Annotated in this window: 22 protein-coding genes and 1 tRNA gene; 8 read left to right on the top strand and 15 right to left on the bottom strand. The window is 62.4% G+C overall.

The genetic code is table 11. The annotated features are described in order from the left end of the window. Window positions 1-51 precede the first annotated feature (51 nt). From def to H0W47_RS01240, 3 genes are read right to left on the bottom strand one after another with little or no spacing between them, the layout of a single operon-like run. Window positions 52-591 (bottom strand): peptide deformylase, encoded by a 540-nt coding sequence (gene def / locus H0W47_RS01250; protein ID WP_296919605.1) that lies wholly within the window; start codon window positions 589-591, stop codon window positions 52-54. Then, the gene (locus H0W47_RS01245) at window positions 588-956 is read right to left on the bottom strand and encodes a DUF86 domain-containing protein (RefSeq protein ID WP_296919603.1); all 369 of its coding nucleotides are present in this window, start codon (window positions 954-956) and stop codon (window positions 588-590) included. Before H0W47_RS01245 ends, def begins: the two co-directional genes overlap by 4 nt. Continuing rightward, entirely contained in the window at window positions 940-1,230 is a 291-nt protein-coding gene (locus tag H0W47_RS01240) for a nucleotidyltransferase family protein (protein ID WP_296919601.1), read from the bottom strand. The genes H0W47_RS01245 and H0W47_RS01240 overlap by 17 nt, the downstream gene beginning before the upstream one ends. Window positions 1,231-1,361: 131 nt before the next feature. On the opposite strand from H0W47_RS01240, the gene H0W47_RS01235 reads away from it, so the two are divergent. Then, window positions 1,362-1,802, top strand: coding sequence for a YbaN family protein (locus H0W47_RS01235; RefSeq protein ID WP_296919600.1), 441 nt, complete (start codon window positions 1,362-1,364; stop codon window positions 1,800-1,802). Window positions 1,803-1,807: 5 nt separating this feature from the next. On the opposite strand, the gene ligA is transcribed toward H0W47_RS01235, so the two are convergent. The 4 genes from ligA to smc all read right to left on the bottom strand — a co-directional run bounded on the left by ligA (window position 1,808) and on the right by smc (window position 9,875). Next, window positions 1,808-3,901 carry an NAD-dependent DNA ligase LigA gene (gene ligA, locus H0W47_RS01230; RefSeq protein ID WP_296919598.1) on the bottom strand — a complete coding sequence of 698 codons (2,094 nt, stop codon included), beginning with the start codon at window positions 3,899-3,901 and terminating at the stop codon, window positions 1,808-1,810. Then, a complete protein-coding gene (locus tag H0W47_RS01225; protein WP_296919597.1) occupies window positions 3,898-5,031 on the bottom strand; it encodes an ATP-binding protein in 1,134 nt (377 codons plus the stop codon). Before H0W47_RS01225 ends, ligA begins: the two co-directional genes overlap by 4 nt. A gap of 94 nt (window positions 5,032-5,125) precedes the next feature. Beyond that, a complete protein-coding gene (locus H0W47_RS01220; protein WP_296919596.1) occupies window positions 5,126-6,205 on the bottom strand; it encodes a cell division protein ZipA C-terminal FtsZ-binding domain-containing protein in 1,080 nt (359 codons plus the stop codon). A 136-nt stretch (window positions 6,206-6,341) separates the two neighbouring features. Then, window positions 6,342-9,875: a chromosome segregation protein SMC gene (gene smc / locus H0W47_RS01215; protein ID WP_296919595.1), complete on the bottom strand. Its 3,534-nt coding sequence runs from the start codon at window positions 9,873-9,875 to the stop codon at window positions 6,342-6,344. A gap of 301 nt (window positions 9,876-10,176) precedes the next feature. On the opposite strand from smc, the gene dapC reads away from it, so the two are divergent. From dapC to H0W47_RS01180, 7 genes are read left to right on the top strand one after another with little or no spacing between them, the layout of a single operon-like run. Further along, entirely contained in the window at window positions 10,177-11,382 is a 1,206-nt protein-coding gene (dapC, locus tag H0W47_RS01210) for a succinyldiaminopimelate transaminase (protein ID WP_296919594.1), read from the top strand. Window positions 11,383-11,384: 2 nt separating this feature from the next. Further along, the gene (dapD, locus tag H0W47_RS01205) at window positions 11,385-12,212 is read left to right on the top strand and encodes a 2,3,4,5-tetrahydropyridine-2,6-dicarboxylate N-succinyltransferase (protein WP_296919592.1); all 828 of its coding nucleotides are present in this window, start codon (window positions 11,385-11,387) and stop codon (window positions 12,210-12,212) included. Window positions 12,213-12,260: 48 nt separating this feature from the next. Next, window positions 12,261-13,439, top strand: coding sequence for a PilT/PilU family type 4a pilus ATPase (locus H0W47_RS01200; protein WP_296919686.1), 1,179 nt, complete (start codon window positions 12,261-12,263; stop codon window positions 13,437-13,439). Between the two features lie 19 nt (window positions 13,440-13,458). After that, window positions 13,459-14,661 (top strand): succinyl-diaminopimelate desuccinylase, encoded by a 1,203-nt coding sequence (gene dapE / locus H0W47_RS01195; protein ID WP_296919590.1) that lies wholly within the window; start codon window positions 13,459-13,461, stop codon window positions 14,659-14,661. Beyond that, complete coding sequence (gene prmB, locus H0W47_RS01190; protein ID WP_296919588.1) at window positions 14,658-15,548, top strand: 50S ribosomal protein L3 N(5)-glutamine methyltransferase; 891 nt, start codon at window positions 14,658-14,660, stop codon at window positions 15,546-15,548. The genes dapE and prmB overlap by 4 nt, the downstream gene beginning before the upstream one ends. A 53-nt stretch (window positions 15,549-15,601) precedes the next feature. Then, window positions 15,602-17,623 carry an ABC-F family ATP-binding cassette domain-containing protein gene (locus H0W47_RS01185; RefSeq protein WP_296919586.1) on the top strand — a complete coding sequence of 674 codons (2,022 nt, stop codon included), beginning with the start codon at window positions 15,602-15,604 and terminating at the stop codon, window positions 17,621-17,623. 59 nt (window positions 17,624-17,682) lie between these two features. Next, window positions 17,683-18,234: a hypothetical protein gene (locus H0W47_RS01180; RefSeq protein WP_296919585.1), complete on the top strand. Its 552-nt coding sequence runs from the start codon at window positions 17,683-17,685 to the stop codon at window positions 18,232-18,234. On the opposite strand, the gene H0W47_RS01175 is transcribed toward H0W47_RS01180, so the two are convergent. The 8 genes from H0W47_RS01175 to H0W47_RS01140 form a co-directional block, all read right to left on the bottom strand. Next, window positions 18,219-18,638, bottom strand: a complete 420-nt coding sequence (locus tag H0W47_RS01175) for a BLUF domain-containing protein (RefSeq protein ID WP_296919583.1) — start codon at window positions 18,636-18,638, stop codon at window positions 18,219-18,221. The genes H0W47_RS01180 and H0W47_RS01175 overlap by 16 nt on opposite strands. Before the next feature lie 182 nt (window positions 18,639-18,820). Then, a tRNA-Lys gene (locus H0W47_RS01170) sits at window positions 18,821-18,896 on the bottom strand. Between the two features lie 90 nt (window positions 18,897-18,986). After that, window positions 18,987-19,805 carry a tRNA threonylcarbamoyladenosine dehydratase gene (locus H0W47_RS01165; protein ID WP_296919581.1) on the bottom strand — a complete coding sequence of 273 codons (819 nt, stop codon included), beginning with the start codon at window positions 19,803-19,805 and terminating at the stop codon, window positions 18,987-18,989. Window positions 19,806-19,831: 26 nt separating this feature from the next. After that, window positions 19,832-20,947 (bottom strand): YeeE/YedE family protein, encoded by a 1,116-nt coding sequence (locus tag H0W47_RS01160; RefSeq protein WP_296919580.1) that lies wholly within the window; start codon window positions 20,945-20,947, stop codon window positions 19,832-19,834. A gap of 46 nt (window positions 20,948-20,993) precedes the next feature. Next, window positions 20,994-21,752 carry a tol-pal system protein YbgF gene (ybgF, locus tag H0W47_RS01155; RefSeq protein ID WP_296919578.1) on the bottom strand — a complete coding sequence of 253 codons (759 nt, stop codon included), beginning with the start codon at window positions 21,750-21,752 and terminating at the stop codon, window positions 20,994-20,996. A gap of 18 nt (window positions 21,753-21,770) precedes the next feature. After that, on the bottom strand, window positions 21,771-22,313 hold the full coding sequence (pal, locus tag H0W47_RS01150) for a peptidoglycan-associated lipoprotein Pal (protein WP_296919576.1): 543 nt from the start codon (window positions 22,311-22,313) through the stop codon (window positions 21,771-21,773). Window positions 22,314-22,363: 50 nt separating this feature from the next. Beyond that, entirely contained in the window at window positions 22,364-23,623 is a 1,260-nt protein-coding gene (tolB, locus tag H0W47_RS01145; protein ID WP_296919574.1) for a Tol-Pal system beta propeller repeat protein TolB, read from the bottom strand. A 43-nt stretch (window positions 23,624-23,666) separates the two neighbouring features. Next, window positions 23,667-24,431, bottom strand: a complete 765-nt coding sequence (locus tag H0W47_RS01140; protein ID WP_296919573.1) for a glycosyltransferase family 2 protein — start codon at window positions 24,429-24,431, stop codon at window positions 23,667-23,669. Between the last annotated feature and the right edge of the window lie 134 nt (window positions 24,432-24,565).

The raw sequence follows: 24,565 nt of genomic DNA, 5'->3' as shown, positions 1-24,565 counted from the left end.
TTGTTTATTAGGCTTTTCTCATGTTTTACATGAGGTTCAATGGTATGGCTCTCAGTCGTCTTCTGACGCGTCCAGTCCCGGAAACAGCACCTCGGTAAAGCCAAACTGGTTGAAGTCGCGGATTCGCATGGGGTACAACTTGCCGATCAGGTGGTCGCACTCATGCTGGACCACCCGGGCATGAAAACCATCCACAGTGCGATCAATCGGATCGCCGTAAGGGTCAAAGCCGGTGTAACGGATGCGTGAATAACGCGGCACCAGCCCGCGCAGGCCGGGCGCCGACAGGCAGCCTTCCCAGCCGTTTTCTTCCTCGTCCGACAGCGGCATGATCACCGGGTTGAGCAACACGGTGCGCGGCACCAGCGGCGCATCCGGATAACGCGGGTTCACCGCATCGGTGCCAAAAATCACCAGTTGCAGGTCCACGCCAATCTGCGGCGCGGCCAGTCCGGCGCCGTTGACCAAACGCATGGTCTCGAACATGTCAGACACCAGCAGATGGATCTCGTCGGTGTCGAATTCGGTCACGGGAGGCGCAACACGCAGCAGGCGCGGGTCGCCCATTTTGAGGATTTCGCGGATGGTCATGGCACCCACCTCGCTTTCAGCGTTTGTAGATGGACAAGCAAGGTCGGAACGTCGGTTTCGACAATACTCCAGAGAGTGTCATGGTCGATTCCGAGATAACCGTGAATGAGTCGATTTCGCGTTGCAATGATCATGCGCCACGGAATCTGCGGCAACGAGGTACGGACCGATTCGGGGATATGGTTGGCGGCCTCACCAATCAACTCAAGATTGCGAACCGTGGCATCAAAACGCAAGTCATCGTTTACAAATCCGGCTTGATCGAGCCCTGTCGTAAAAGTCTGCACGCGGACACAGAAATCGAGCATGTCGTCAATATAAAAACGCCATTCCCGGTTTGACATGCCCTCAGACATGAACAGCATCCCTCTCCACAAAGGGCCGGAGTTCGGCGCGTAGCGCTTTTTCCGTGACCAGATCAACACGGCAGGCCAGCAGGTCTTCGAGGTAGAACTGCACGCCAAAATAGCGGGCCGAAGTCGCTGGGCCATCGAAGGCGACAAGAACATCGACATCACTTTGGTCAGTGGCTGAATCCCGTGCGGTTGAGCCAAATACAGCGAGTTTTGTCACGCCAAATTGGCTGACCAAACGGGATTTGTGCTCTGTGAGAAGCCGGAGCGCTGTTTGACGTTTCATGACCGCAGTTTACCGTCCCGGCGATAGGGCAGCATGGACCTCTTGATCACCGTAACGCGCGGCTCCCGCTCCTGGGCAATGGCAAAACCCCGAGCATGCAGAGCCGCGCCTGCCACACGGCAAAATGGGGCATGGCCGACCAACCCGATCCCCCGCCGGCGCTCCCCGGCACCACCCCGCCTGCGGCGCCCGTACGCTGGCTGCTGATCGCCCTTGCGGTCACCAGCCTGGTGCTGGGCATCGTCGGTCTGTTCTTGCCGGTGGTGCCAACGGTACCCTTCATCCTGCTGTCGGCCTGGGCTGCGGCCCGCAGTTCACCGAAACTGCTGGCCTGGCTGGAAGCGCATCGGGCGTTCGGGCCCATGCTGACCGAGTGGCGGCGCGGCGGTGTAGTGCGCCGGCGTGCCAAATGGCTGACCACCCTGACCATGAGTGGCAGCGCGGTCTTCATGCTGCTGACTTTTCCCAAGCGCTGGATGGCGTTGGTGGTGATTGCCGTCATGGTCTGTGTGCTGGTCTGGATATGGCGCCGGCCGGAAAAGATGCCTGATGCCGTCCCGCCTGCTCCCTGAACCGATCAGGCGGCAGGTGTTTTCAGCAATAGCAGCAAACCGGTCTCATCAATCACGCTAATGTCCAGTTCCTGCGCTTTGGTCAGTTTGCTGCCGGCTTCGGTACCAGCCACCACGTAGTCGGTTTTTTTGCTGACCGAGCCTGCCACCTTGCCGCCGGCTGCCTCCACCCGGTCTTTCGCCTCGTCGCGGCTCAGGGTCGGTAAGGTGCCGGTGATGACAAAGGTCTTGCCCGACAGGGGCTGCGGCGCGCGGGCGGCCGGCTCGGCCTCTGGCCAGTGCACCCCACAGGCGCGCAACTGCTCGACCACCTCGCGGTTGTGCGCCTGGTCGAAAAAGGTGCGGATGCTCTGGGCGACGATGGGTCCGACATCGCTGACTTCCAGCAGCTGCGCTTCGGTCGCATCCATGATCGTGTCAAGCTTCCCAAAATGGCCCGCCAGCTCCTTGGCCGTGGCTTCGCCCACATGGCGTATGCCCAGACCAAACAGGAAACGCGGCAAGGTGGTGGACTTGGATTTTTCCAGCGCCTGCAGCAGGTTTTGCGCCGACTTGTCGGCCATGCGCTCCAGCCCGGCCAGCGCCGTCAGGCCCAGCTTGTAGAGATCGGGCAAGGTGCGGATGATGTTGGCATCAACCATCTGCTCGACCAGCCTGTCGCCCAGGCCTTCGACCTCGACGGCTCGCCGATGCGCGTAATGCAGGATGGCTTCCTTGCGCTGGGCGCCGCAGAACAGGCCGCCAGTGCAGCGGTAGTCGGCCTCGCCCTCCTCCCGCACCGCGTCGGAGCCGCAGACCGGGCAGGTGCGCGGCATGCTGAACTGCGGCGCGTCCTGCACACGCTTGTCGACCAGCACGCTGACCACCTCCGGAATCACATCGCCGGCGCGCCGCACGATCACGGTGTCGCCGATCCGCACATCCTTGCGTCTGGCTTCGTCCTCGTTGTGCAGCGTGGCATTGGTGACGGTCACGCCACCCACAAACACCGGCGCCAGCTTGGCCACCGGCGTCAGTTTGCCGGTGCGGCCGACCTGCACATCGATGGCAAGCACGGTCGTGATTTGCTCCTGTGCCGGGTATTTGTGCGCCACCGCCCAGCGTGGCTCGCGTGTAACAAAACCCAGTTTTTTCTGCAACGCCAAGCTGTTGACCTTGTAAACCACGCCGTCGATGTCATAAGGCAGCTGGTCCCGCTCGCGCGCGATCTTGCCGTGAAATGATATCAATTCAGGAGCGCCTTGCGCAGTCTGGGTAAGGGCTGCGACCGGAAAACCCCAAGATTTGAGGATCAGCAGCATCTGGTAATGGCTTTCGAACTGCGGACCGCCCTCTTCCTGCGGCGTGACTTCGCCCAGGCCGTAGGCAAAAAAGCTCAGGGGGCGCTGGGCAGCAATACCCGGGTCGAGCTGGCGCACGGCGCCGGCCGCAGCATTGCGCGGATTGACGAAGGTTTTTTCGTTTTTGGCACCCTTGGCAATTTTGTCGCGCTGCTTGTCGTTGAGTGACTCGAAGGCATCGCGCCGCATGTAGACCTCGCCACGAACCTCTAGCACCGGCGGAACGTCGCTCGGAAGCCGCAGCGGAATTTGCCGGAGAGTGCGGATGTTCTGCGTCACCTCCTCGCCGACCTCGCCATCGCCGCGCGTGGCCGCCTGCATCAACACACCGTTTTCATAACGCAGGTTCATCGCCAGGCCGTCGAATTTCAGTTCGGCGACGTATTCCACCGGCGGATCGGACTCGGCCAGGCCCAGTTCCTTGCGCACGCGGGCATCGAAGTTCTGCGCACCGGTCGCTTCGGTATCGGTTTCTGTGCGTATGCTGAGCATGGGCACCGCATGGCGCACGCTGGCGAACTGGTCAAGCGCCTTGCCGCCGACACGCAAGGTCGGCGAATCCGGGCTGGCCAGCTCCGGGTTTGCGGCTTCCAGTGCCTGCAGCTCCCGGAACAGCTTGTCGTACTCGGCATCCGGAATGCTGGGCTCGTCCAGCACGTAATAGCGGTGCGCGTGCAGATGTAATTCGGTACGCAGCGCGGCGATGTGGTCAGCCGCCGAGCCCGGCTCAGGCTGCGTGAACAGGTCGGGAGTTGTCATGCCGAAAGCTCCATCAGCCATCCTGCTGCTTCACGGATTTGCAGCGGCCCCACATCCATGGCATGGCTCAAGCCGCGCAGCACCTGACTGGCGCGCGCCTGTGGCCATTCGCCGGCAAACCGCAGCAGGGCACGGTGCGGCTTGGCATCGCTGAGCTTGCATTCCACGAGATCGGTCAAGGTGTCGCCGTGGCTGAGCGCGAAATCAACTTCGGCGCCATCCTTGGTGCGGATGTAATGCAGCCCGGCTTCTTTGCCCAGCGCGTCCTGCTGCCATTCGACATGTTTGAGCAGCGAGCAAGCCATGAAGTTTTCAAAGCGTACGCCGTCATCGCCCTTGACCAGTCCGGTGTCATAAAAATACACCTTGGGCGCCTGTAACGTGGCCCGGGCGATATTGCGGTGCCAGGGGCGCACGGTGAACACAATGAACAAGGCCTCCAGAATATCAAGGTATTTTTTGAGCGTGCCCGGCGAAATGGCCAGATCCCGCCCCATCGATGCGAGTGACAAGGGCGAGCCCACCCGAGAGCGCAGCAGCTCTGCAAACAGGCGCATGGTGGTGATCTCTTGCAGACGCGAAAACTCCAGAACGTCCTCACGCACGAGATCGGAAAAGTACTCTGCCCGCCAGCGCGCAGCCTCCTCGTCGGTATCGGCCAGGCATGGCTCGGGGAAGCCGCCGCGCTGCAGCAGATGCGACAGCGCGTCCTCGGGCGCAGCGCCGGTTTGCTCACACCACTCGCGCACCGAAATCGGGTGCAAGCGCAGCTTGTAGTAGCGCCCGGCCAGCGATTCGCCGGATTGCCGGAACGTGTCCATGCGGGCGCTCCCCGTGACCAGCAGCGACTGGCCGTCAGTTCGGCCATCAAACACGCCCTTTAGCCAAGGCTTCCACTGGCGCATTTTGTGGATTTCGTCAAAGACGAGCAGCGTGGACTTCTTGTTCCAGGTCCTGTTTTCCAGCACGGCTCTGTGCTCCGGCACGTCGTAATTGAAGTATTGCGCGTCTTTGAATTCACTCAGCAACTGCCGACTGAGTGTGGTTTTACCCACCTGACGGGGCCCTGTCAGGATGACCATCTTCTTGTTGAGATCGGCCCTGACACAGGCATCAAGATAGCGCTGCATGCGACTATTTTAAATCAAATTGTCAAAAAGTCGCGACTTTTTGGCAATCTCATACATTAAAGTCGCAACAACAGACGCGGCAAGCATCCCATTTTCAGGAGAACAGGCGCCGGCCCAGCGCAGATCCGGCTGGCATGTCGCGCTCTTCCAGCGTGTTGTAGAGCTGCTCCAGGTCGGCGTGGATGGCTTCCATGGCTTCCGGCCGGATCGGCTGGCCCTGGTCGTCGATGATCACGCCGTCCATGCTGGAAGCCAACGCAATCGCGGCCTCGCAAAGTCGTACAAACGGCTGCTCGGCGCGCAACACCTGCGGCACATCCAGCGACAGCGTCAGCTCGCGCAAGGCCGTCTGTTCCGGCTCTTCAGCCATGGCGGCCTGGGTGTCGAAGGACAGGCCCAGCACCGGCGGCGCGTGCGGGCCGGACTGACTGGCCGGCAGCACCATGCGGCCCGGGATGGACCCGGCCACAAAACCGAGCTTGGCCGCACTCTGGTGTACATAACCGGGGCTCCAGGCCGTGTGCCTGGCACGCAGGGTGAAGCCCAGCTGTGCATCGTGGGTGCTGGCAAAGCTGTCGAGTTCGCGGGCGCGCGCCACCTCTTCCATCATGTCCGGAAACTCCGGCAGGCCGTCGATGGCGTCGGCAAAGGCTTGGGCCTTCATGACAAATTCGGAAAATTCGATCTGGTTCAGCGCGCCGGTGCGGTTGGCCAGTTGCACGCCGGCCTGGAAGGCGCTGTAACGCTGGCCGGCGGTCGGGGTTTCCCAGGCACCTGTGGCCAGGCTCAGGCCCTCGATGGCGAAGGGCTTGCTGCCGGCGCGGCGCGTGCCTGGCATGTCGGCCAGCGCCGCCTCGCCCGACACCACCGAGTCGATGACGATGGGGGCAATCACATCAATCAACGCGTCCAGGCCCGGTCTTTTCTCAGGCGTAGTCAGCGCCGTCAGGGCGTCCATGCCGGAGTCACCGTCAAAGCCGGGTTCCAGGCGTTGGGGCTGGGTGTCCTCGCCGTGGGGTGCGAAGTCCCCGACGGTCGGTTCGATGACCGGGGCCACCGGGTCGGGCGTGGGCTGCATCGGCAAATTTTTGCGCGCTGACCAGGCGCTGTGCGCCACCACGATGGCCAGCACGATGCCGCCAATGATTGCCAGACTGATCTGAAGTGTGCTCATCTAGCCCCCACGTTCGCCCACTGCGTGTGGCTCTCTGCCCCCCGAGGGGGCCGCTGCGCCTGCGGCCCGGCGAAGCCGGTTCCGCGGCCCCGGCTGAACTGAAGAGCCCAACATGCGCCTCTCTCCTTAACTATCGTCATGCGACCTCCGCAAATCCGAGGGCTGCTTCCATATCGACCGCAACGATGCGCGAAACGCCCTGCTCCTGCATGGTGACGCCGATGAGTTGTTCGGCCATTTCCATGGCGATCTTGTTGTGGCTGATGAACAGGAACTGGGTTTCCTTGCTCATGCTGGCCACCAGCTTGGCATAACGCTCGGTGTTGGCGTCGTCCAGCGGCGCATCCACCTCGTCCAGCAGACAGAATGGCGCGGGATTGAGCTGGAAGATCGCAAACACCAGCGCAATTGCGGTCAGTGCCTTTTCGCCGCCCGACAGCAAATGGATGGTCTGGTTCTTCTTGCCGGGCGGCTGCGCAAGCACCTGCACGCCGGCGTCGAGGATTTCCTCGCCGGTCATCATCAGTTTGGCATTGCCGCCGCCGAACAGCCGGGGGAACATCTCGCCGAAATGCCGGTTCACCGTTTCAAAGGTGGCGGACAGCAGCTCACGCGTTTCGGTATCGATCTTCTTGATCGCGTCTTCCAGCGTGTTCATGGCCTCGTTGAGGTCGGCCGACTGCGCATCGAGGAACTGCTTGCGTTCGCGCGCGCTGGCCAGTTCATCGAGAGCCGCCAGATTCACCGCACCCAGGGACTGGATCTCGCGGTTGATGCGGTCGATCTCGCCCTGCAGGCCAGTCAGGCGCACATTGCCGGTCTGGATCGATGACTCGACTGCGACGAGGTCAGCCTGGGCATCGGCCAGCAGTTGCGCGTACTGCTCGAACCCCAAGCGCGCCGCCTGTTCTTTCAGCTGGAACTCGGTGATGCGCTGGCGCAGCGGCTCGAGTTCGCGTTCCAGCTGCAGCCGGCGCTCGTCGCTGGCCCGCAGCTTGGTGGTCAGGTCGTCATACTGGCTGCGTTTGGCACCCAGGTCAGCCTCGCGCTCCAGCTTCACGTTGAGCGCATCCTGCAGGCCGGCCTTGGCGGCGGCATCGCTGAGGCGCGATAGTTCCTCTTTGGCGCGCTCTTCCTCGCTGGCAATTGTTGCGGCCTGCTGCGCGGCGATTTCTATTGAACGTGCCAGCTCGTCGCGGCGCGAAGCCAGGCTGCGCAGCGCAAACTGCGCTTCCTGCGACTGGCGCTCGAGCGCGCGCTGCTGTTCGCGCGATTCGTTCAATTTGCGCTCGGCCTCGATCACGCGGTCGTCAAGCTGGGCGTGGCGCTCCTGGCTGTCGGCCAGTTGCATGTCGAGTTCTTCAAAACGCGCCTCGGCGGTGACCTTGCGTTCCTGCAGGTCAGCCATCTGGGCGTCGATTTCGCCGAGGTCGGCAGCAATCTGCTCGCTGCGTGCCCGGGTCTGTTCGGCCAGTTGGGTCAGGCGCAGGACCTCGACCTGTAGCTCGTGGGTGCGGCTTTGGCCTTCGGCCGCTTCGCGTCGCGCCGTGGCCAGACGCTGGGCGGCGTCGGCGTAAGCCGCTTCGGCACGAATCAGCGCGCTGCGCGCCTCGTCAGCGATCAGTGCCTGGCCACGCAGTTGCTTTTCAAGGTTTTCGATTTCCTGGGCGCGCGCCAGCAGGCCGGATTGCTCTGAATCCTGGGCATAAAAACTTACGCTGTGCTGCGTTACCGCATGGCCGGTCTGCACAAAAATCACCTCACCGGCCTGCAGTTGCTGGCGCACGGCCAGGGCATCGTCCAGGCTGGTGGCGGTCAGGCAGCCGTGCAACCAGTCGCCCAGCAACGCGGCCTGGCCGGCATCGCCGAGGCGAAGGAAATCGCCCAGTGGTTTCAGGCCGGGGCGCGAAGCCGGGGCCGGGGCGGCGGCCGATGGCGGCGAATAAAACGAGAGTTTGGCCGGCGGGGTATCGCGGCCGTCAGTCCCGGCAAAACCACGCACCATGTCCAGGCGGCTGACTTCCAGCGCGCCCAGGCGCTCACGCAGCGCGGCTTCGAGGGCGTTTTCCCAGCCCTGTTCGATGTGAATGCGACTCCACAGGCCCTGCAAACCATCGAGCCCGTGTTTGGCCAGCCACGGTTTGAGCTTGCCGTCGGTCTTGACCTTTTCCTGCAGCGCCTTAAGCGCTTCCATGCGCGCTGACAGCTCGGCCTGTTTGGCCGATTCAGTGTTGACGGTCTGCTGCCTGGTGCGCCGATCCTCGTCGAGCTGCGGCACGCTGTCGGTCAGCTCGTGCAGGCGGGCCTCGACCATTTCCTGGTTTTCCTGCGCCGCGCTGAACTGCGTGTTGAGGTTGGCCAGGCGCGCCTCGTCGGGGGCGTTGAGCGCGTTTTTGTCGGCGCTCAGGCGTTCGTGGCGCAGGCTCAGCGCGCGCGACTGCTCCTCGATATTGCGCTGGTCGGCGGCCAGCACCTGGATCTGCTGCTGCACCTGGCCGACACTGCCGCGCTGCTCATTGGCCTTGGACTGGGCAGCGCGCAGCGCTTCTTCCAGCGCGGGTAGCTGGCCGGCCTGGTCTTCACTTTGTGCGGCCAGCAGTTCTGACTGTTCTTCGGCCTGCAGCGCTTGGGCGGCGAGGTTTTCGGTTTCCTGCGCGGCGTCATCCTTGCGCGCGGCCCACTGGGCGGTTTGCTCTTTCAATTGCGCCAGCCGCTGCTCGACCCGCTGCCGGCCCTCCACCACAAAACGGATTTCGGCCTCCAGGCGTCCGACTTCGGCACTGGCCTCGTACAGCTTGCCCTGGGCCTGGTTCACATGGTCGCCAGCGGCATAGTGCGCCTGGCGAATGGTTTCCAGGTCAGCCTCGATGTGGCGCAAATCGGCGATGCGGCTTTCGAGGTCGTTGACCGATTTTTCGGCTTCGGCCTTGACTCTGGCCTGATCGGCTTCGCTCTCGGCGCGCTTCAGAAACCACAGCTGGTGCTGCTTGAGCGTAGCGTCGGCGTGCAAGGTGTTGTAGCGCAAGGCGACCTCGGCCTGCTTCTCCAGCTTGTCGAGGTTGGCATTGAGCTCGCGCAGGATGTCCTCGACGCGCGTCAGGTTCTCACGCGTGTCGCTCAGGCGGTTGGCGGTTTCGCGGCGGCGCTCCTTGTACTTGGAAACACCCGCGGCTTCCTCGAGGAACAGGCGCAGCTCCTCGGGTTTGGATTCGATGATGCGGCTGATCGTGCCCTGTCCGATGATGGCGTAGGCGCGCGGTCCCAGGCCGGTGCCCAGGAACACGTCCTGCACGTCACGCCGGCGCACCGGCTGGTTATTGATGTAGTAGCTGCTGGTGCCGTCGCGCGTGAGCACCCGCTTGACGGCGATTTCGGCAAACTGGCCCCACTGGCCGCCTGCGCGGTGGTCGGCGTTGTCGAAGACCAGTTCGACGCTGGAGCGGCTGGCCGGTTTGCGGAGGTTGGTGCCGTTGAAGATCACGTCCTGCATGGACTCGCCGCGCAGCTCAGAGGCGCGGCTTTCACCGAGCACCCAGCGCACGGCATCCATGATGTTGGACTTGCCGCAACCGTTGGGGCCGACCACGCCGACCAGTTGCCCCGGCAGCACAAAATTGGTCGGTTCGGCAAAGGACTTGAACCCGGATAACTTGATCGAATTGAGACGCACGGCAGACCCTGTTTTCTTCTTGGCGCTTTGGAGCTAAGTCGTTGATTTTTATAGCGCTTTCAGGAAGCACCCGACCCGCCTCCAGCAATGCTGAGCCTGCAATGTTACCCGAGGGACCAGGGCTGGCCGCTGTAAAAAAGGGTGTCCGGGGCCTCCCCGCAGCCTGTCCCACCGGCTGATGCATCAAATCGCCCCCTAGCCCCCGACCAGCAAGGGAAGTTAGCTATAAATTCAATAGCAAGCATGGTGCCAGCTGCCGTAGCTGGCCGGCCCCCGGCGTACACACGGGATAATCCGGGCCATGAATCCCCTGTTGAAACGCCTGCAGCCCTACCCTTTTGAGCGGCTGCGCCTGCTGCACGCCGATGTCGCCCCCCATCCTGCCTACCGGCCCATCAGCCTGGGGATTGGGGAGCCCAAACATGCCACCCCCGAGCTGATCAAGACCGCGCTGAGCGCCAGCCTCGCCGGGCTGGCCAGCTATCCCGCAACGGCCGGCGAACCCAGGCTGCGCCAGTCCATGGCCGGCTGGATGCAGCGGCGTTACGGCCTGAGCCTGGATCCGCTAACGCAGATCCTGCCGGTCAATGGCTCGCGTGAAGCGCTGTTCGCCCTGGCTCAGACCGTGATCGATCCCACACAGCCCGGCGCGACGGTCGTGTCACCCAATCCCTTCTATCAAATCTATGAAGGCGCTGCGCTTCTTGCGGGCGCAGACACCTGGTTCGCCCCCAGCGACCCGGCGCGCAACTTCGCCGTCGACTGGGCCGCCGTGCCACAGGAGGTCTGGCAAAAGACGCAACTGCTGTTTGTCTGCTCACCCGGCAACCCCACCGGCGCGGTGATGGGCCTGGACGAGTGGAAACTGCTGTTCGAGCTGAGCGAGCGCTACGGCTTCGTGATTGCCTCGGACGAGTGCTACAGCGAGATCTACTTCCGTGACGAGCCGCCACTGGGCGGGCTGCAAGCCGCCGAGCAACTGGGGCGCCATGATTTCAAAAACCTCATCACGCTGACCAGCCTGTCCAAACGCAGCAATGTGCCGGGTCTGCGCAGCGGCTTTGTGGCCGGTGATGCGGCCCTGATCAAGCCCTTTCTGCTCTACCGCACCTACCACGGCAGCGCCATGAGCCCCGTCGTGCAAGCTGCCAGCATTGCCGCCTGGGATGACGAAGAACATGTCGGGCTCAACCGCGCGATGTACCGCGAGAAGTTCGCCGCAGTCACGCCCCTACTGGCCAAAGTCATGGACGTGGCCCTGCCCGACGCCGGTTTTTACCTGTGGGCTGCGATCCCTGAGCGTTTTGCTGGCGATGACGCGACTTTCTCGCGCGAGCTGCTCGCTCTTTACAATGTCGTGGTGCTGCCCGGTAGTTATCTGGCCCGCGAAGCCCGCGGCCACAACCCAGGCGCCGGCAGAATCCGTATGGCCCTGGTGGCTGAAACCGCCGAGTGTGTCGAAGCCGCAGAAAGAATCGTTTCCTTCATCCAATCCACCGCAAAGTGACCATGAATCAAGACCAACTCGAAAGCATCATCAACGCCGCCTGGGACGACCGCGCGAATCTGTCCCCGACGGCCGCGTCGAAAGAAGTCCAGGACGCGGTGGAGCACACGATCTCCGAGCTCAACGCCGGCCGGCTGCGCGTGGCCACGCGCCAGGGCGTGGGCCAATGGACCACGCATCAGTGGATCAAGAAGGCCGTGCTGCTGAGCTTCCGCCTGAAAGACAACGTGATGATGCGCGCCGGCGACCTCGGGTTTTTCGACAAGGTGCCGACCAAGTTCGCCCACCTGAGCGAAGAGGAAATGAAAGCCAGCGGCGTGCGTGTGGTGCCGCCTGCGGTGGCACGTCGCGGCAGCTTCATTGCCAAGGGCGCGATCCTGATGCCCAGCTACGTCAACATCGGCGCTTACGTCGATGAAGGCTCCATGGTTGATGCCTGGGCCACCGTCGGCAGCTGCGCGCAGGTCGGCAAGAACGTGCACCTGTCCGGCGGCGTTGGCCTGGGCGGCGTGCTGGAGCCGCTGCAGGCGAACCCGACCATCATCGAAGACAACTGCTTTATCGGTGCACGCTCGGAAGTGGTCGAAGGCGTGATTGTCGAAGAAAATTCCGTTATCTCCATGGGCGTCTACATCGGCCAGAGCACGCCGATCTACGACCGCGAAGCCGACACCGTGACCTACGGCCGCATCCCGGCAGGTTCTGTTGTGGTGTCGGGCAACCTGCCCAAGGCCGGCGGCAAATACAGTCTGTACTGCGCGGTGATCGTGAAGCGAGTGGATGCCAAGACCCGCGCGACCACCAGTCTCAATGATCTTCTCCGCGACTGATAGCCTCTCCTGACTGATTGATCGGAACCGACGATGAATGCGCAGACCATGAGCACGATGGAACGTATCCTGCGTTTGATGGCCGAGAAAAAGGCCTCCGACGTTTACCTGTCGGCGCACTCGCCGGCCCTGATCAAGATCAACGGCGAGGCGATCCCGATCAACAGCCAGATCCTGCCACCGGATGCGCCGCGCAACCTGCTGGCCGAGGTGTTGCCGCCTGAGAAAATCGAGGAGATGGAAGAGCTGGGCGAGCTCAACATGGCCTTCCCGCTGGCCGGCGTTGGCAACTTCCGCATCAGCGGCTTCAGGCAGCGCAGCACCTACGCCGCCGTGATCCGATATGTACCGAGCGAGATTCCCGCACTCTCAAGCCTCAATGTGCCACCCATCCTGGCCGACCTGATCATGGAAAAGCGCGGCCTGCTGCTGATGGTGGGATCCACCGGCGCCGGCAAAAGCACCACCTTGGCGGCCATGATGGACCACCGCAACGCAACCCAGCCCGGCCACATCCTGACCATTGAGGACCCGGTGGAATTTTTGTTCACCAACAAGAAATCGGTGGTGAACCAGCGCGAGGTCGGCAGCGACACCCAGTCGCTGCAGGTGGCGCTGAAAAACGCGCTGCGTCAGGCGCCCGACGTGATCCTGATTGGCGAAATCCGCGACCGGGAAACCATGTCGGCGGCGATTGCCTACGCCCAGTCCGGCCACCTGTGCCTGGCCACCATGCACGCCAACAACAGCTACCAGGCGCTCAACCGTATTCTGAGCTTCTATCCGGTCGAGGTGCGCAGCACCATGCTGGGCGACCTCGGTGCGGCCATGAAGGCCATCGTCTCGCAGCGCCTGCTGCGAACCCAGGCCGGAGGCCGCGCACCGGCGGTCGAGGTCATGCTCAACACCAAGCTGATTTCCGAGCTGATCGAAAAAGGCGACTTTTCCGGCGTCAAGGAAGCCATGGAAAAATCCATGGCGGAAGGCTCGCAAACCTTTGAGCAGGACATTGCCAAGCTCATCGTCAACGGCACGGTCACACGCAAGGAGGGTCTGCTGCACGCGGACTCGCCGACCAACCTGATGTGGCGCCTGGAAAACGACTTCTCCGCCGCCGCCAAGGCAGAAGAGCCCGAGGAAGACCCGGACGACCACCCTTCCTTCACCGAGATCACGCTCGACGTTCGCCACGACAAAACCGGCAACACCGGTTACGGCAACCCCTGAAGCCAGCCCTGCCCGCCTCATGTCATCCACACTGCGCCTTGCCGAGCAACTGATTTCTCGACCCTCCGTCACCCCTGACGACGCTGGCTGCCAGGCCATCCTCACGGCCCGGCTGGCGCCGCTGGGCTTTGAATGCGAAACCATCATCAGTGGACCAGAGCATTTCCGGGTCACCAACCTGTGGGCAAAATTCAAAGGTTTTAGGCCGGTAGCCCCCGTCCGTCAAGGACAAGAAGCTCCTGATTTGATAGCACCCCGGGTGCCCCGAACGCTGGTCTTCGCCGGCCACACCGATGTCGTGCCCACCGGCCCGCTGGAACAGTGGACCAGCCCGCCTTTCACGCCCAGCCATCGCGACGGCGTGCTCTACGGCCGCGGCGCGGCGGACATGAAAACATCGATTGCCGCCATGGTGGTGGCCGTTGAGGAATTCCTCGCCGCCAACCCGCAACCACATCTGTCAATCGCCTTCCTGATCACCAGCGACGAGGAAGGCCCCTCGGTGGACGGCACCACCATTGTTGTGCAGCAGCTCAAGGCGCGCGGCGAGGTGCTGGACTACTGCATCGTCGGCGAGCCGACTTCGGTGGACCAGCTCGGCGACATGATCAAGAACGGACGGCGCGGCACCCTGAGTGGCAAGCTCAGCGTCAAGGGCGTGCAGGGCCACATCGCCTACCCGCACCTGGCCGACAACCCGGTGCACCGCTTTGCACCGGCCCTGGCCGAGCTGGTGGCCACCGAGTGGGACAAAGGCAATGAATTTTTCCCCGCAACCAGCTGGCAGGTCTCGAATGTGCATGGCGGAACAGGCGCGTCCAACATCATCCCGGGCGAACTGGTGGTGGACTTCAACTTCCGTTTCTCCACCGAATCGACGGCCGACAGCCTGAGAACCCGGCTCGAAGCCATCCTGCAGAAACACCAGCTCGACTACGCGCTGAAGTGGACGCTGGGCGGCCAGCCCTTTCTGACGACGCCGGGCGAACTGGTGCAGGCGGTGACCGACGCCATCAAGGCCGAAACCGGCGTGACGACCGAGCTGTCCACCACCGGTGGCACCAGCGACGGGCGTTTTATCGCGAGCATCTGCCCGCAGCTTATCGAATTCGGCCCGATCAACGCCTCCATCCACAAAATCGACGAAAACGTGCGCGTTGACACGCTGGACCCGCTCAAAAACATCTACAAGGGCGTGCTGGAGCGCCTGGCCGCGCTGTGAGTAACGCGCAGACTACGACCGTCATCGCGCTGGTCGAGTATTGGGCTGATCGGCTGGAGGCCGCCGGCCTGACCTTGGCCGATGGCTTCGGCCAGGGCACGCTGACGGCCTTCGACGAAGCCGCCTGGCTGGTGCTGTGGTCACTGGGCCTGCCGCTGGATGAGCTCGATGAAGAGGAAAATACACCTGTAGCCCCCGCCGATGCTGAAAAGGTTGCTACACTTTTGGAAGCACGCATCAGCACCCGCAAGCCGGCCGCCTACCTGACGCGCGAGGCCTGGCTTCAGGGCGTTCCCTTCTACGTGGATGAACGCGTGATCATCCCGCGCTCGCTGATTGCCGAGCTGCTGGTGGATGAAAGCATTGATCACTGGCTCAGCGAAAACACACGGCGTGTGCTCGATTTATGCACCGGCAACGGCAGCCTGGCCATCCTGGCCGCAATGGCATACCCCGACGTGGCTGTGGATGCCGCCGATATCAGCAGCGACGCGCTGGCGGTGGCGAAAATCAATGTAGGTGTGCATGAGCTGCAGCAGCGCATCACCTTGATTGAATCCGACGGCCTGGCCGCCTGCCCCGGCCCCTATGACCTGATCCTGTGCAACCCGCCCTATGTCAACGCGGCCAGCATGGCGGCGCTTCCGGCCGAATTCCGGGCCGAGCCGGCGCTGGCACTGTCCGGCGGCGAAGACGGCATGGACTTCATCAGAAGCCTTTTTCTAAACGCAGCCGCTCATATGAGCGAAAATGCGGTTTTGGTGCTGGAAATCGGCAATGAGCGCGTTAATTTTGAACGCGCCTTTCCCGGTCTCGAACCCCTGTGGTTCGAGACCAGCGCAGGCCCTGACCAGGTTTTGCTGCTCACGCGCCAGCAACTGGCCTGAAACCTGCGTCCTGGCCCCTGGGCCACATCCTTTCCCGAGTTTGTCTGTTTTAAATGATTACCCTTAAAAACGTGGTGCTGCGTCGCGGCGCCAAAGTGATTCTCGACAGCGCGTCTGTCACCCTCAACCCCGGCGAAAAAATCGGCCTGGTGGGGCGCAACGGCGCCGGCAAATCGTCACTGTTTGCCATGCTCAACGGCACCTTGCACGAAGACGGCGGTGAGTTCTACATTCCCGCGCAGTGGCGCATGGCGCAGGTCGCCCAGGACATGCCCGAAACGGAGCAAAGTGCCACCGACTATGTGGTCGAGGGTGATGTGGTGCTGCTGGCAGCGCAGGCCGAGGTCACCGCCTCCGAAGAAAGCGGCGACGGCGACCGAATGGCGCACGCCTACATGGAGCTTTACGACGCCGGCGCGCACGACGCGCAGGCCAGGGCCCAGGCACTGATCCTCGGACTCGGCTTCAAGGTCAGTGAACTTGACAACCCGGTCAACAGTTTTTCCGGCGGCTGGCGCATGCGCCTGCAACTGGCGCGCGCCCTGATGTGCCCTTCCGAGCTGCTGCTGCTCGACGAACCCACCAACCACCTGGACCTGGACGCATTGGTCTGGCTGGAAGCCTGGCTGCAGCGCTACCCTGGCACCATGCTGGTCATCAGCCATGACCGCGAATTTCTCGATGCCGTGACCGACGTGACGGTGCACATCGAACGTGCCAAGCTGACGCGTTATGGCGGCAACTACAGCAAGTTTGAGGACCTGCGCGCCGAACAGATGGCGCTGCAACAAGGCGCATTCAACAAGCAGCAGGACAAGATTGCCCACCTGCAAAAATTCATCGCCCGCTTCAAGGCCAAGGCCAGCAAGGCCAAACAGGCGCAAAGCCGGGTCAAGGCGCTGGACCGCATGGAGAAAATCGCACCGCTTCTCGCCGAGGCCGACTTCACTTTCGAGTTCAAGGAACCGGCGAACCTGCCCAACCCCATGCTGTCGATGCAGAACGCATTCTTCGGCTACCCCGCGCCCGAGGATGCGCCCGAAGGCACGCCGCCCACCGTCATCGTGCAGAACGTCAGCAAGTCGGTGCTCGCCGGCCAGCGCATCGGCATTCTGGGCGCCAACGGGCAAGGCAAGTCAACCCTGGTCAAGACCATTGCGAGGGCATTGACCCCCATCAGTGGGGAGATGACCGAGGGCAAGGGCCTGAACATCGGCTATTTCGCTCAGCAGGAGCTCGACGTGTTACGCCCCGCCGACAACCCGCTGGAGCACATGATCCGCCTGGTCAAGGAAATGACCGCAGCCGGCAAGCTAGGCAACCAGCCCACACGTGAGCAGGACCTGCGCAGCTTTCTGGGCAACTTCAATTTCAGCGGCGACATGGTCAAGCAGGCCGTCGGCAGCATGAGCGGCGGCGAGAAAGCCCGGCTGGTGCTGTGCATGATTGTCTGGCAACGCCCCAACCTGCTGCTGCTCGATGAGCCGACCAACCACCTGGACCTGGCCACGCGCGAAGCGCTGTCAATGGCGCTCAATGAATTCGAAGGCACGGTGATGCTGGTCAGCCATGACCGGGCGCTGCTACGCGCGGTGTGCGACGAGTTCTGGATGGTCTCGCAAGGCGGTGTTGCGCCCTTTGACGGCGACCTGGACGACTATCAGAAGTATCTGCTGGACTACGCCAAACGCCAGCGCGAGGAAGCCAAAAAGGCTGCCAACACACCGGGTCCCGCCGTCGATGCTACAAAAACAATAGCTGTCAGCGCACAACAGGTGGGGGCTAAAGGCATATTTGATGCCCAAAAACCGGCCGACAAGAAGCAGGAGGCGCAGCGCCGCCAGCAGCAATCCGACAACGCTAAACCGCTGCGCAAGGAACTGGAAAAAATCGATACCCGCATGGCCTCGCTGACGGCCGAGCGGGACAGTCTTCAGGCGGGTCTGGCAGTCACCACGGCGCCAGCGGAAATCGCGCAGTCGGGTAAACGCCTCAAGGCCATCGACGCCGAACTGGTGACGCTGGAAGAACGCTGGCTGGAACTGACCGAGCAGATCGAAACCGCTACGGCCTGAAAACCCTGGCTTGACGCGCCGCCCTAACGCCGGGCGGCATTTCGGGCTACAGTGCGTCCATGCCCACCGCCCTTCAAATGGCTGCCGACGATGCAGCCCTCGCCGCCGCCGTCACCCGCAGCCGCAAGCTCTTGCACAGGCGCGCCGTGGTCGCCGCAGCGGCCAGCGCTGTGCCGGTGCCCGGGCTGGACTGGGCCGTCGATGCGGCCATGCTGTCGCGGCTGATCCCCGAGATCAACAAGGAGTTCGGCCTCACGCCGCAGCAGCTCGATCAACTCGACCCGACCAAACGAGAGCAGGTGCAAAAAGCCGTCGCTACTGTCGGATCGGTGCTGATTGGAAAACTCATCTCTAAAGACCTGATACTCAAGGCCGCCACCAAAATTGGCATGCGCCTGACCACCAAGCAACTCGCCAAATACGTTCCCTTCGCTGGCCAGATCGTTGCCGCCTCGGTCGGTTATGCAGCGATACGCTACCTCGGCGAGGAGCATATGAAGGATTGCATACGCGTGGCGCAGCAGGCGCAGCTTGAGGTACCGCTGCTGGGCTACAGGCCGGATCAACCGCTGCGGCGCAGCGGGCCGGCCCACAATCAGGGAAGGGCCTGAAGTCTGGAGAAAAACACATTCATGAGGTTTTTGAAATCCTCGGGGGGTACCGTTTCCTTGCGGTGAGCATCAAGTTCGGCAATCTGCGCCAGCTCCAGCGGAAGCGCCTGCAGCGCGGCCATGGAGACACCTTCGAACAGGCGCTCAACAGTGGTGGTGATGTGGACGATCCGGCAATTGCGGTGCCTGCTGTCGCCCATGACCTGCACATATTTTCCGAGCACCCCGCGCTCCGGGCCTTCCAGAACCTGTGCAAATACGCCACCACCAAAAACCAGGACCCCGGTGATGCCGAGCGGTGGATTGTTTTTCTCCGCGCTTTTGAGAATGGCGGTGACAGCTTCTTCGTCGAGGCCCTCTGCCGCGTCGCTGATGTAGAGCAGTCTGATGATGTGAGCGTTCATTGGGCTAACCATGCCATGCGACGCACCGAAAATGGAGCGATCTGTGAAGCATGCCTTTCAGCGTTGATTTTGCATGGAATCGTGCTGGCTGTGCGGGCTCGTGCGGGCTCCTCAGTTTGAAGGCTGCAACACGGCACCCCAAAGAAAAAGCGCCTGACTTTGCAGTCAGGCGCTTTGAAATTTGGTGGGGCCTGCGGGGGTCGAACCCACGACAAACGGATTAAAAGTCCGCTGCTCTACCAACTGAGCTAAGGCCCCGAGGGGCATCTTTCGATGCTTCCCGGTCTTTGCTGCATCGTGTGCAGCAAAGCCTTGAATTATAGCGTCATTTTTTTGGGCTTTGCAAACTCACACCGCAATTTTGTCGAGTGCCCAGCCGGCCGCGCACAAGCCGAAGGTGGATGTCACGCTGACGACCGAGCCGTAGCCGTGGCAGTTGAGGCTGCCATCGCTTAGCTCTTCACCGGGCAACTCACACGCCTCGCCTTCACCTGAACCTGCAGCCGCAATGGCCGCCGGCTGCAACACGGCTTCACGGCTGAACACACAGGCGACGCCGATGCGCCCCTTGCGTGCAGCGCCGTGTTCCTTGCGCAAGCGATAACGCAATTGCGCCAGCAGGGGGTCGTGCGTGACCAGTGCGAGGTCGTCGATGTCGACCTTGTGGGCGTGGCGTTTGCCGCCGGCTGCGCCAACGCTGATGAGATCAATTTTGTTCTTCATGGCCCACGCGGCCATCGCGGTTTTGGCCCTGACCTGATCGCAGGCATCGATCACGGCGACGCCCTCCCCGCCCTGCAGGCCGGCGATGGCCGGCCAGTTGGCAGCATCGACGAATTCTTCAATGCAGTCTACTGCGCATACCGGGTTGATGTGCGAAATACGGTCGCGCATGGCCAGCACCTTGGCCTGCCCCAGCGTGTTGTCCAGCGCATGGATCTGGCGGTTGATGTTGGACTCGGCGATGTGGTCGAGATCGATCAGTGTGAGACGAGCCACGCCGCTGCGCGCAAGCGCCTCGGCAGCCCAGGAGCCAACACCCCCGAGCCCGACCACCACCATGTGGGCCGCGCGGATTTTGCGCGCGCCTGCGGCGCCGTACAAACGCGCCAGGCCACCGAAGCGGCGCTCCAGATCCGCCGGCGTTACCTCGGGTGCCCCAGGCATTGACGTGCGGAGCAAATCTAGGGTCATCACATGCTGCGCTCAAGCCGCCAGATCTGGTAACGCAGACCGGCCACGCAACCCACCAGGATGGCGGCCACCGCCACAAAACTGGTGGCACTCAGGGTGGCGATGCCTGACAGGCCCTGGCCGATGGTGCAGCCCATGGCGGTCACGCCGCCCACACCCATCAGCACAGCGCCGACCAGGTGATTACCGGTGTCTTCTGCATCACGAAAACCTTCCCAGCGGAAGCTGCGCGACAGCAGCGAATACACGGCCGAGCCCACGACCACACCAAACACTGACACGATGCCTAGGGTCAGCAGTTTGCTCTTGTCGCTGAAAAACATGAGCCAGTCCACCGTGTAGGCCACCGGCGAGACAAAACTCAGAGCCTCCATACGGCCCGAGTTGGTCGCCAAAAACGCTTCCTGCAGTGTGTCGGGGTGCTCGGCCACGTAACCCAGATGACCGCTCACCCACCACATGGCTACGACCACTGCACCAATGCCCAGGCCGGCGAGCAGGTTGTCGAAGCGGCAAAACTCAGCGCCAAGCAACGCCCAGGCGATCAGCCCACCGCCCAGTACAAGGGCGATGGCCAGGCCGGCCAGCGCCGGGGCCACGCCTGCTGCTGCACCAGCCCAGCTAGAAAGCGCTGCGTTGCTTGAAAAATCAACAGCCACGGAGTCCACTGTGGCCACGCGCAGCACAGCAGTGATGCCCTTGAGCGTCGCAAACGCCGCCACCCCCATGACCAGTATCACCACCAGCGACTTGAGGTTGCCACCACCTATGCGCACCAGCGTCTTGCTGCCGCAGCCGGACGCCAGCACCATGCCGAAGCCGAACAGGCCGCCGCCCACCAGGGCAGACAGCCAGATGAAGCGGTTCGAGGAATACAGCGTTTTGGACGGATCAATCAGGCCGGCTGCGGCCATGCCATAAAACCCGATCATGGCCACGCCCACAGCCATGCCCCACATGCGCATGCGAGTCCAGTCACCCATGTTGATGATGTCGCTGACCGCGCCCATGGTGCAGAAATGCGTGCGCTGCGCAATCGCGCCGAACAGCATGGAAAGGAGAAAGGCCGCCCAGAGAACCTGGGTGGTGAGGGTGTCGAGCTGGGAAGTGTCCATCCCCCGATTTTAGGGGCTGAACAGAAGAGCCGCCGCCCGCCTCCGGCTACTTCAGCTTGCTGAGGCGATCTTTGGCCACCGAGGCGGCTTCCGACTGCGGATAGGCTTTGAGCAGGTCCTGCAGCGTCTTGCGCGCGGCGCTGATGTCCTTGAGCTCAACCTGGCAGTTCGCTATTGCAAGCACCGCCTCAGGCGCGCGGACGTGTTCGGTGTCGGTCGCGACCAGTGTCCGGAAATTGGTGATGGCATCGCGGTAGTTGCGGAGAGCGTACTGCGCATTGCCAAGCCAGAACAGGGCCGGGGCCTTGTAGCCGCTTTGCGGATACCGCTTGAGGAAATTTCCGAAGCCAGTTTGCGCCGTTGCAAACTCGCCCTTGCGCATCACCGCCAGCGCTGTCTCGAATTCCTGCTTTTCAGCCGGGTCCGCGACAAATTCCCTGCCGTCCACAGAGACCTTGGACGGCTCGAATTTGCTGAGCCTGTCGTCCAGACCTTGCGACAGGTCCTTCTGCCGGCGCTGCACCTCAGACAGCTCTCGCGTCATCTGCTCGCCCTGCCCGCGCATCTGCGCCAGTTCGCTACGCAGTGCATCAATCTGCCCGGACAACTGCAGCAGGCTGCGTCTGAGTTGCGCGTTGTCTTCATTGACCTTGCGCAATTCTTCGGCCGTCCGCTGCTGGGACACATCGAGCCGCTGACGCATGTCTAAAATTGCCTTGCGGGCCTCGTCATCTTCGAACAAGCCAGCGTGCGCATTGAACGCCAACACGCAGGCCATCGCGGCCAGGGATATCGGGAGCTTCATCAAGATCACAGCTCCGGCTTAGCGGTAGTTGAACTCGGCACGGCGATTTTTCGCGTAGGACTCCTCGTCCGCACCGGTCGCGGCAGGTTTTTCCTCGCCGAAGCTGACCGCTTCGACCTGCGCATCGGTGGCCCCGAGCAAGGCCAGGGAACGGCGCACGGCTTCGGCGCGTTTCTGGCCCAGCGCGAGGTTGTATTCGCGGCCACCGCGCTCGTCAGTGCTGCCCTCGATCACCAGCTTGCGCGCCTTATTTGCGCTCAGGAAACGGGCATGGGCCTCGACGGTGGTCTGTGCTTCGGGTTTGATCACAAAACTGTCGTAATCGAAGTAAATCACGCGAGCGGCACCGGCCGGGCCTGCGAGTGAGGGATCCGTCGCACCGATGAGCACCGGCTCCACAGCGCGACCCGTGACGCCGGAGGCGGCGCCAGTACCGCCCTGGCCGGTCGCAACCGGCGCCCGGTTTTCAACTGGAACATCATTGAGTTTGACGCCCGAACTGCAGCCCACGATAGCAGCAGTCAGGGTGATGATGGCGGTGAGGGTAAGAATGCGTTTCATGATGACCTTGTCTGGAAATTGAAAGGAGGAAACTGATGAGGTCAGCCGGCTTACCTCTGAAAAGGTCCCCAGTCTGGCTCACGTATGTCTCCGGATGACCCGGTCAGGCGGGCCTTGATTTTTCCGTCCAGCGTGGTGGTCAGCAAAGCCTCGCGGCCTTGCTGCTGCGTCGCGTAGACGATGAGGCGGCTGTTGGGCGCAAAACTGGGGCTTTCGTCACCGTTGGTGTCCGTGATGGCCACCGCAGGTCCCTTGCCGAGCTCCATGACGTGCAGCTTGAAGGCGCCGCCTACGCGTGAAATATAGGCCAGCCAGCGGCCGTCGGGACTGAGCGCGGGCGATATGTTGTAACTCCCGGTAAAGGTGACGCGCTCCTCATTGCCGCCAGAGGCGCCCATGCGGTAGATCTGGGGAGAGCCACCGCGGTCGCTGACGAAATAAATGAAGCGTCCATCCGGAGAAAATGCCGGTTCGGTATCGATGCTGGCCGATTGCGTGAGGCGGCGCGGTTCGCCGCCTGCGGCTGCAATCGCGTAGAGTTGTGAGCCCCCGTCGCGGCTCAGCGTGGCGACCAACTGGCTGCCATCGGGTGACCAACTCGGCGCACTGTTGGAACCACGGAAATTGGCCAGCAGCCGGCGCCGTCCCGAGGCCACGTCATGGGCATAAATCACCGGCTTGCGCGACTCGAAGGACACATAGGCCAGTTGCGAGCCATTGGGGGACCATGACGGCGAAATAATGGGCTCCGGACTGGCCAGCGCCGACTGGGCGCCCTCACCGTCGGAGTCCGCAACCCACAGGTTGTAGCGCGTGCCCGTCTTCGTGACATAGGCGATGCGGGTGGAAAAAACACCCTTCTCGCCGGTCAACTTTTCATAGACAAAGTCGGCAATGCGGTGTGCAGACAGGCGTAAATCGCCCTGCGGCACCACGTAACTCTGGCCGCCCAGATCCTGCCCCCGCACCACGTCCCAGAGGCGGCATCGCACGTCATAACGGCCATCGGCCAGCCGCGTGATGCTGCCGGTCAGCAGGGAGTCGGCAGCGCGCTGGCGCCAAAGCGCCAGGTCAGGCCGCGAAGTTTCATCGAGCGGGTTGCCACTGGCGTCCACGGCGCGAAACTGGCCGCTTCTTTCCAGATCGGCCTGCACGATGGCAGCGATCTTTTGCGGAGACTGGGCGTCACCCCGGAACGCTGCGATGGCGATGGGCAACTGGGTCAGGCCCACGCCCGACACCTCGACGCGGAACTGGGCCCATGACGCTGGCAATACCGCCAGCGTGCCCAGACCCGTCAACGCGGCCATCAGACTGCGCCGTTGATGCCCGGCAAATGCGGTCGGGGAACTATCAGGTTTTTTTGGGTGCATTTTGCTGGTTCAAACAATACAAGGTGAAATATTTACCGAAGGCGGCCTGGGCCTGCATGGCACACACGGCAAAGCCCATGCTGCCATCAAGAATGCCAAGGCGAAAAATATAACTTTTCACGAAGGCCATCAGGCCCGATGTTACCGCCCGGGGCATCGAACTGGTCCTGCCGCGTGCATGGGCCTGCTGCGCCCACGCCAGGCTGTACTGCTCCAGCTTACGCCAGTAGTGCGCCGGGGTCGGATAGCTGTAATGCAGCAGGCGCGAGTTCAGGCGCACAAGGGCACCTGAATTGAGGATCACACGTTCATGCACCAGGTCGTCACTAAAACGCGCCTGGCCGCGGCGGAACAGGCGCAACACATGATCCGGCGTCCAGCCGCAATGATGGATCCACTGGCCGCAAAACTGTGTGAGGCGGGGAATTTCGAAGGCATCGGCCGCACGGTTTTGCATGGCCTTTTGAATCTCCAGCACCAGTTCCGGCGTGACACGTTCGTCGGCATCCAGTGACAACACCCAATCCTGGGTGGCATGCGCAAGCGCCATGTTTTTTTGCGGACCAAAGCCGGGCCATGTCGTGGTCTGAACAACTTCTGCGCCAAACGCACTTGCAATAGCACGTGTGTTGTCCGTGCTCGCGTTGTCAACAACCACCCACTGGTCGGCAAAGCTCACTGACTCCAGACATGCCTGCAAATTGGCCTCTTCGTTTTTGGTGATGATGATGACAGACAGGGTCATGGAAGTCCGGGCTTCGTAAATTGCACAGGCCAGCCACCACAATAAGCTTCCGTCGACAAGCGACCGATTTTGACCGTGGGTTGCAGGCAGGTTTGTAGGAATTGACCATCAATTGTTCCACGATAATGCAGGCT

The organism is Polaromonas sp. (assembly GCF_013817205.1).
In the GTDB taxonomy this organism is placed as follows: domain Bacteria; phylum Pseudomonadota; class Gammaproteobacteria; order Burkholderiales; family Burkholderiaceae_C; genus Polaromonas.
The sequence above is the reverse complement of the archived record's forward strand: the minus strand, read 5'-3'. Positions and strand labels throughout refer to the sequence as shown.